Below are 6,807 nucleotides of genomic sequence, written 5' to 3' on the forward strand. Positions count from 1 at the left end.
GTAGGAGGACTTGGACCAGCGGGGGGATGCGGTCGTCACGGGGTGCCCTTTCGTGCCTCATGGATCATGGCCACCGATGCCGCCTGGGGCAGTGCTTCGGCCTGCAATTGATGGTAGGCCGTCAACAGGGGCAGCACGGCGGCTGTGTCGCGTTCCAGATGGCCGCGCATCTGGGACTCCGCGTACGCGATCACGGACAGGTCCGGCATGGTCAGCAGGTTCATCGGGAGGTTGAACGGGCGACGCTCCCCTATGTCGTACGGGGCGATCTGGAGCACCGAGTTCGGCAGCTCGGCGAACTCCGCCAGGCGGTCGAGTTGAGCGTTCATGACCTTGGGCCCGCCGACGCGTCTGCGGATGCAGCTCTCGTCCATCACCACCAGCATCGTGGGGAGGCGAGGCCGTGCCAAGGTCGCCTGCCGTTCCATCAGGAATGTGACGCGCTCGTCGGCCTGTTCAGGTGTGATCGCTCCGCGCCGTGCGGCGCTGTCCGCGAGAACCTGGGCGTACTCCGGTGTCTGGAGCAACTCGGGGATGATGCCGATCTCGTAGAGCCGGATCTCCGCTGCCCGGCCCTCGTGTTTGACGTACTCCGGGAAGCCCTCCAGCAGGTTGCCGTGCTTGATCTCGCGGTACTCACGCTCGAACGCGTCCTCCGTGCCCACCAGGCCAAGCGCGCGATCCACGCTACGCGAAAAGCGGAGAGTCGGAGGCTTCCGGCCATTTTCGACAGCTGAGACGTGCACGCTGGAATACTCCGTGCGTTCGGCAAGGCCCTCTTGGGTCCAGCCGCGCGTCTCCCGCAGGCCGCGTAAGCGCGCTCCGTAGGCCGCCTGGGGAGAGGCGTCCGGGTTCAACTCGTTCTTGTTCACGGCTCGTTCCCCAACTTTCCTTCCCTTTCCAACACGTTGAATGCTTCCCGCGTGCGGTCCAATCTGAACCCTCGGTAGCGCCCCCGCTACGGAGAGGAGTGGACATGCTCCCAAGCCCTCAACTACTCAACCCGCAGGGTGCCGTCGGACGCACGTGCTGGAGGTGGCGAACTGATGTCCGGTGAGTGCCGCCCGATGCACCTGCCGGGGCTGTTCCCCGCGCCGGAGCCCGAGCCGGTCGCCGGGTGTGATGTCTGTGGGGCGCTGGCCCGGCAGCGGGCGTGTGCGCGGGCCGCCGGGGACCTGTCGAAGGTGGTCGACTGCAACGTCGAGTTGCGGAGCCATCCGCATGAGCGGCAGGCACGGAGGTGACCCGGGGGCGTCAACGGCGGTGCGCGGCAAGGGCGTCGCTCGCGCCGAGTCGTGGCCGGGTGCAGCTCTTCACCTACCTCGGCGTCGAGGTCCCCCGGTCGCAGCGGACATGGGTGCGGTGTGAGCTGCGGCACCGGCACAAGGAACGTCATTACGCCGTCACGGAATCCGGGCGGTACTGGTGGAAGTAGGCGATCGCGAGGTGGAATTGACGATGAGGCGCAGGGGCGGCGACATGTACGGCAGCAGGAACGGCAGCGGCGGTGGAGGCGACAAGCTTCCCGGTCAGCCGTATCCCGGTCCGCACCAGCCGCCGACCCCCGATGGCGGCCCCGGTGTTCCCAACCCGCCCAAGGGTGCCTGACGGTGGCCCGCACGCGTCAGCGGCAGCCCGGCCACGTCGGGCTGGGGCGCGCGCTCATGGCGGCCGGTGTGCTCTCGTCCGACTGGGCGCCCGCCTACGCGGCGGTTCCCCGGGCCGCTTTCCTGCCTGATCTGATGTGGCCCTGGGACATGGCGGCCGCAAGGAGCGTGGTCGTGTCCCGGACGAGCGATCCGGAGGCGTGGCAGGCGTACGCGGAGGCGGACTGCCCGATCGTCACGCAGTGGGACGACGGGGACCACAGCGGTACGCAATCCGGAGCGGTGGCGACCAGTTCCGCGTCCATGCCGTCCGTGGTCTTCCGCATGCTGCGGGACCTGGACGTACGGGCCGGGCACCGCGTGCTGGAGGTGGGCACGGGGACGGGCTGGAACGCGGCGTTGCTCGCGCACCGGCTCGGGGCCGGGAATGTCGTCAGCGTGGAAGTGGACGGCCGGGTGGCCGGTGCGGCCCGCAAGGCCCTGGAGCGCTTCGGTTCCCCCGTCCACGTCGTGCACGGGGACGGGGCGGAAGGCTGCGCCCCGCGCGCACCGTACGACCGCGTGATCGCCACCTGCGGGCTCCGGGCCGTCCCCGCGGCATGGCTGCGGCAGTGCCGGCCCGGCGGGCTGATCGTGGTGCCGTGGGGTACGCACTTCGGCAACGGTGACGCCGTGGCGCGGCTGACCGTCGCGGGTGACGGCCGGAGCGCCTCGGGTGCCTTCACCGGGCCGGTCGAGTTCATGAAACTCCGGGCCCAGCGCCTCCCTCCCGTCGTACACCGGGAGTACGTCTCCGGGAGCGTCGCCGACGGCGACCCGAGTACCGGTCCGCTCGGGGAAGACGCGTACCTGGACGGGGCGCCGTTCGGCGCGCATGCGTTCGCGCTCGGGCTGCGGGTGCGCGACTGCCGGCAGCTGGTGGCGCGGAAGGAGGGCGACGCGCGGCCGGTGTGGCTCTACAGCCTGTCCGACCGGTCGTGGGCCTGCGCCCAGTTCCGCGACGGCGGGCCGACCCGGGTCTGGCAGTACGGGCGCCGCAGGCTGTGGGACGAGGCGGAAGCGGCCCACGCCTGGTGGCAGGAGAACGGGCGGCCCGGCCATGACCGCTTCGGGCTGACCGTCGGGACGGACGGCCACCGGGCGTGGCTGGATGATCCGTCCCATGCCTGGCCGCTGTGACGGGTCCTGCCCCGATGCCCGCCGGTTCCGGGGGCGCCGGGAACGCCGCCGGCCGACCCCGGCCCCCGGAAGAGGGGGCGGTGGCCGGCCGGTGAGGGTGGTGCGGGGCCGCGGGCGGTCGTGTCAGTGGGCGGTGGCGGCGGCCAGTTGGCGGGCCTCGGCCTCGGTCTCCACGGCGGGCGGGGAGCCGGGGAGCGGCTTGCGGGCGCTCTCCGACATCAGGAGGACCGCGATACCGCCGATGACGGCCGCCCCCATCATGTAGTAGGCGGGCATCATCTTGTTGCCGGTTGCGCCGATCAGGGCGGTGACCAGCAGCGGGGTGGTGCCGCCGAACAGCGAGACGGAGATGTTGAAGCCGATCGACAGCGAGCCGTAGCGCACCCGGGTCGGGAACAGCGCGGGCAGGGTGCCCGGCATGGTGGCGGTGAAGCACACCAGCAGCAGGCCCAGCGCGCCCATGCCCACCGCGACCGCGGCCAGCGAGCCCTGGCGGATGAGCAGCACCGCGGGGACCGAGAGGACCAGGAAGCCCAGGCAGCCGGCGGCGATCACCGGGCGGCGGCCGAAGCGGTCGGAGAGCCGGCCCGCGAACGGCTGGACGCACATCATCGCGACCATCACCGCGAGGACGACCAGCAGCCCGTGCGTCTCGTCGTACTTCAGCTCCGAGGTGAGGTAGCTGGGCATGTACGACAGGAGCATGTAGTCGGTGACGTTGAAGACCAGGACCAGGCCGATGCACAGCAGCATCGCGCGCCACTGGCCGAACACCATCTCGCGCAGGCCGGTCCGCTTCTCGGCCTCGCGGCGCTCCTTCTCCTTCGTCCGGGCCTCGCGCTCCAGCTGGGCGAAGGCGGGGGTCTCCTCCAGGCGCAGCCGCAGGTACAGGCCGATGAGGCCCATCGGACCGGCGATCAGGAACGGGATCCGCCAGCCCCAGGAGTTGAGGTCCTCGGTGGACAGCAGCGCGGTCATCAGCGTGACCAGTCCGGCGCCGCCGACGTAGCCGGCGAGGGTGCCGAACTCCAGCCAGCTGCCGAGGAATCCGCGCTTCTTGTCGGGCGCGTACTCGGCGATGAAGGTGGAGGCGCCGCCGTACTCGCCGCCGGTGGAGAAGCCCTGCACCAGGCGGGCGGCGAGCAGCAGGATGGGCGCGCCGACGCCGATGGTGGCGTAGGAGGGGATCAGGCCGATGGCGAAGGTGCCCGCGGCCATCATGATCATGGTGATGGCCAGCACCTTCTGGCGGCCGATGCGGTCGCCGAGCGGGCCGAAGACCATCCCGCCGAGCGGGCGCACCAGGAACGCCGCGGCGAACGCGCCGAAGGTCGACAGCAGCTGCGCGGTCGGGTTCCCGGACGGGAAGAAGACGTGGCCGAGGGTGACCGCGATGTAGCTGTAGACGCCGAAGTCGAACCACTCCATCGCGTTGCCGAGGGCGGCCGCCGACACCGCGCGCTTGACCATCGCGGGGTCGACGACCGTGACCTCGCCCGGTGTCTGCTGCTGGGGGGCCGCCTGCCGCGGCTCCGGGGTGGCGCCGGGGGCTTTGCCGGTGCCGGTACGGGACCCGGGTGCGAGGGGGGACTGCGTCGGCACGTGTTCGCTCGCCTGCGCTCTCTGGGACGACTACAAGGACTGTCCCGCCATGGCGTGGCGGGGCAAGAACGACCATAGGGGCAGACCGGGTCGTAACGGACAGTGTGCGGTCGGGCGCACTTTGACGCGTCTACCCGCTCCTCGCTGGGCAAACATGCATCCGCGAAGTTTTTTCCGGGCGCCCACTTTGTGATCCATATCGCGGGGATCGGCCGGAACCGCACGGGAAAATGTGGCCTGGGTCACGTCGGAGGCGGTGTGGTGGCGGGGAATTCTTCGCATACGGGAACGGCGCGGCGGTGCGTCTGGCACCACCGCGCCGATGGATCGTCGCGTCCCCTCAGGATCCGCCGCCGCCCCGCCCGCCGCCACTCGGGCCACTCGGGCCACCCCGTCCACCCGGGCCCTTAGGGCCGCCGCCCGCCGCGCCCCCGCCCGGCGGCGTCCGCGTCACGGCAGCCACGCCTCGTACGACAGCACCTGCCCCGCGGTGATCCGGAAGTCGGGGACGTCCCGGGTGAAGGTGATCTCGGTGCCGAGGAGGGTGCCGGTGCGCGGATCGAGGACCACCATCTGCCGGGTGGTGTCCGCCGCGCCGTCCGGGCCGTCGTGCACGAACGCCAGCCCGCGCCGCCCCAGCCGGTCGGTGACCGCGCCGGCCGGCCGCAGCCCCCGGGTGTCGGCGAGCAGCCGCACGATCGCCGCCGTCTCGCGCGGCCCCGGCGTCCACTCCTGGCGGTACGAGGAGAGTGCCAGCAGCAGCTGCGGGACCCCGTCGCCGCCGTCGCCCGCGCCGTCCGCGCCGCCGCCCGCCGCGCCGTAGAGGGAGGTGAGCAGGGTGCGCAGGGCCCGCGGGTCGGTGGGCGGCGCGGTACGGGCGGCCAGGCCGCCGTGCCGGGTGCCGTACCCCGCCGGGTAGGCGGCGCGGTGCAGCACCTTGCCGTCGCCGACCGTGCGCCAGCGGCCGCCGTCGTCCTGGATGACCGGGCGGCCCGGATGCCGGGGGTCGGTGGCGACGACCAGTTCGGAGCCGCTGCCGTCGGCGTTCCAGCGGGTGATCCGCTCCTCGGGCACGGTGACCGGGGGCGCCGCGTCCGGACCGGCCGGCGCCGCCAGGCTCCAGCTCTGGAGGTGGCTGCCGCGGCGCGGCCCGTCGTCCGGCCCGGCGGCAGCGGCCCGCGCCCCTGCGATCCGGGCCAGCGCGTCCAGGGAGGGCGCGGTGGTGCCGGCCTGCGGGACCAGCGCCGCGGGCGCGGCGGCGGCCCGGCCGCTGCCCGCGCCGGTGAGGGTGAAGGCGAGCACCGCGACGAGCGCCAGCACCGCAGCCTCGGCGCGCAGCACCAGCCGGCGGCGGGCCCGCCGGGTGCGGGCGCCGTGCAGCAGGCGGGTCAGGGCGTGCTCCGCGGTGGCGTCCAGCGGGCGGTCCCGCCAGCGGCCCGCCCCGGCCGGCGCCGGATCGGCCGCCCGCAGCAGCTCCAGTTCGTCACGCATGGCCGTCGCCTCCTCCTGGTACGGACACCGCGGTCCGGGTCCGGTCGATCTCCGCGCGCAGCCGCCGCCGGGCCCGGTGCAGCCGCATGGCCGCCGCGCTCCGGCCGCAGTCCAGGGCCACCGCCAGCTCCTCGACGGTCAGTTCCTCCCAGGCGGCCAGCCGCAGCACCTCCTGGTCGGCGGGGGAGAGGCGGTCCAGCGCCTCCAGCACCCAGGAGCCGGGCCGCTCGGCGTCCGGGCCGGTGACGGTCTGCCGGCCGTGCGCCGCCTCGTGGTGGGTCAGCCGGTGCAGCAGCCGGCGGTAGCGGCCCTTGCCGCGCACCACGTTCGCCAGGCAGTTCCGGGCCACGCCGTACAGCCAGGGCAGCGGCGCGTCGGGGAGTTCGGCGCGCCGCCGCCAGGCTATGGCGAAGACGTCCGCCACCACCTCCTCGACCTCGTGTGCCGGGGCGTCCAGCCGTCGCGCCACGAAGCGGCTGACCGCCCAGTAGTGCGCGCGATAGGCCGCGGCGAAGGCGTCGTCCGTGCTCATGAAACCCCTGTGTCCGGCATCGCCGCGATCTTCACACCCGGCCGGGGTGAGCCATCCCACGCCCCCCGGGGCCGGCCCCCGGTGACGTCCGGCGGGGTGGCGGACACCAACGGGGTATGAAGCTCCCCGCGATGTCGTCCCCGGTGCCCGGACCCGCTGCCGTGCGGTCCGCCGCGGTGGGGACCGCCGAGAAACCGAACCCGGTGCGGTGGCTGACCACCACCGACCACAAGACCATCGGCACGCTCTATCTGGTCACCGCGTTCGCGTTCTTCTGCGTGGGCGGGCTGCTGGCGCTGGTGATGCGGGCCGAACTGGCCCGTCCGGGCCACCAGTTGCTCTCGAACGAGCAGTTCAACCAGGCGTTCACGATGCACGGCACGATCATGCTGCTGA

7 protein-coding genes are annotated in these 6,807 nt (G+C 72.9%); 3 read left to right on the forward strand and 4 right to left on the reverse strand.

What is annotated here, in order from left to right:
- Nucleotides 1-35: 35 nt before the first annotated feature.
- A complete protein-coding gene (locus tag MUU72_RS34765) occupies nt 36-872 on the reverse strand; it encodes a helix-turn-helix domain-containing protein (protein ID WP_248017456.1) in 837 nt (278 codons plus the stop codon).
- A 174-nt stretch (nt 873-1,046) separates the two neighbouring features.
- Here MUU72_RS34765 and MUU72_RS34770 point away from each other — a divergent pair, with 174 nt between their 5' ends.
- The gene (locus MUU72_RS34770; RefSeq protein ID WP_248017457.1) at nt 1,047-1,244 is read left to right on the forward strand and encodes a hypothetical protein; all 198 of its coding nucleotides are present in this window, start codon (nt 1,047-1,049) and stop codon (nt 1,242-1,244) included.
- A gap of 420 nt (nt 1,245-1,664) precedes the next feature.
- Nucleotides 1,665-2,786, forward strand: a complete 1,122-nt coding sequence (locus tag MUU72_RS34775; RefSeq protein ID WP_248017462.1) for a methyltransferase domain-containing protein — start codon at nt 1,665-1,667, stop codon at nt 2,784-2,786.
- A gap of 123 nt (nt 2,787-2,909) precedes the next feature.
- On the opposite strand, the gene proP is transcribed toward MUU72_RS34775, so the two are convergent.
- The 3 genes from proP to MUU72_RS34790 form a co-directional block, all read right to left on the reverse strand.
- Nucleotides 2,910-4,388, reverse strand: coding sequence for a glycine betaine/L-proline transporter ProP (proP, locus tag MUU72_RS34780; RefSeq protein WP_248017458.1), 1,479 nt, complete (start codon nt 4,386-4,388; stop codon nt 2,910-2,912).
- Nucleotides 4,389-4,838: 450 nt separating this feature from the next.
- Nucleotides 4,839-5,879, reverse strand: a complete 1,041-nt coding sequence (locus MUU72_RS34785; protein ID WP_248017459.1) for a CU044_5270 family protein — start codon at nt 5,877-5,879, stop codon at nt 4,839-4,841.
- Nucleotides 5,872-6,411, reverse strand: coding sequence for an RNA polymerase sigma factor (locus MUU72_RS34790; RefSeq protein WP_248017460.1), 540 nt, complete (start codon nt 6,409-6,411; stop codon nt 5,872-5,874). The genes MUU72_RS34785 and MUU72_RS34790 overlap by 8 nt, the downstream gene beginning before the upstream one ends.
- A gap of 116 nt (nt 6,412-6,527) precedes the next feature.
- On the opposite strand from MUU72_RS34790, the gene MUU72_RS34795 reads away from it, so the two are divergent.
- On the forward strand, nt 6,528-6,807 hold a 280-nt coding region (locus MUU72_RS34795), incomplete at its 3' end, for a cbb3-type cytochrome c oxidase subunit I (RefSeq protein WP_248017461.1).

This window comes from Streptomyces rhizoryzae (genome assembly GCF_023155275.1).
Taxonomy (GTDB): domain Bacteria; phylum Actinomycetota; class Actinomycetes; order Streptomycetales; family Streptomycetaceae; genus Streptomyces; species Streptomyces rhizoryzae.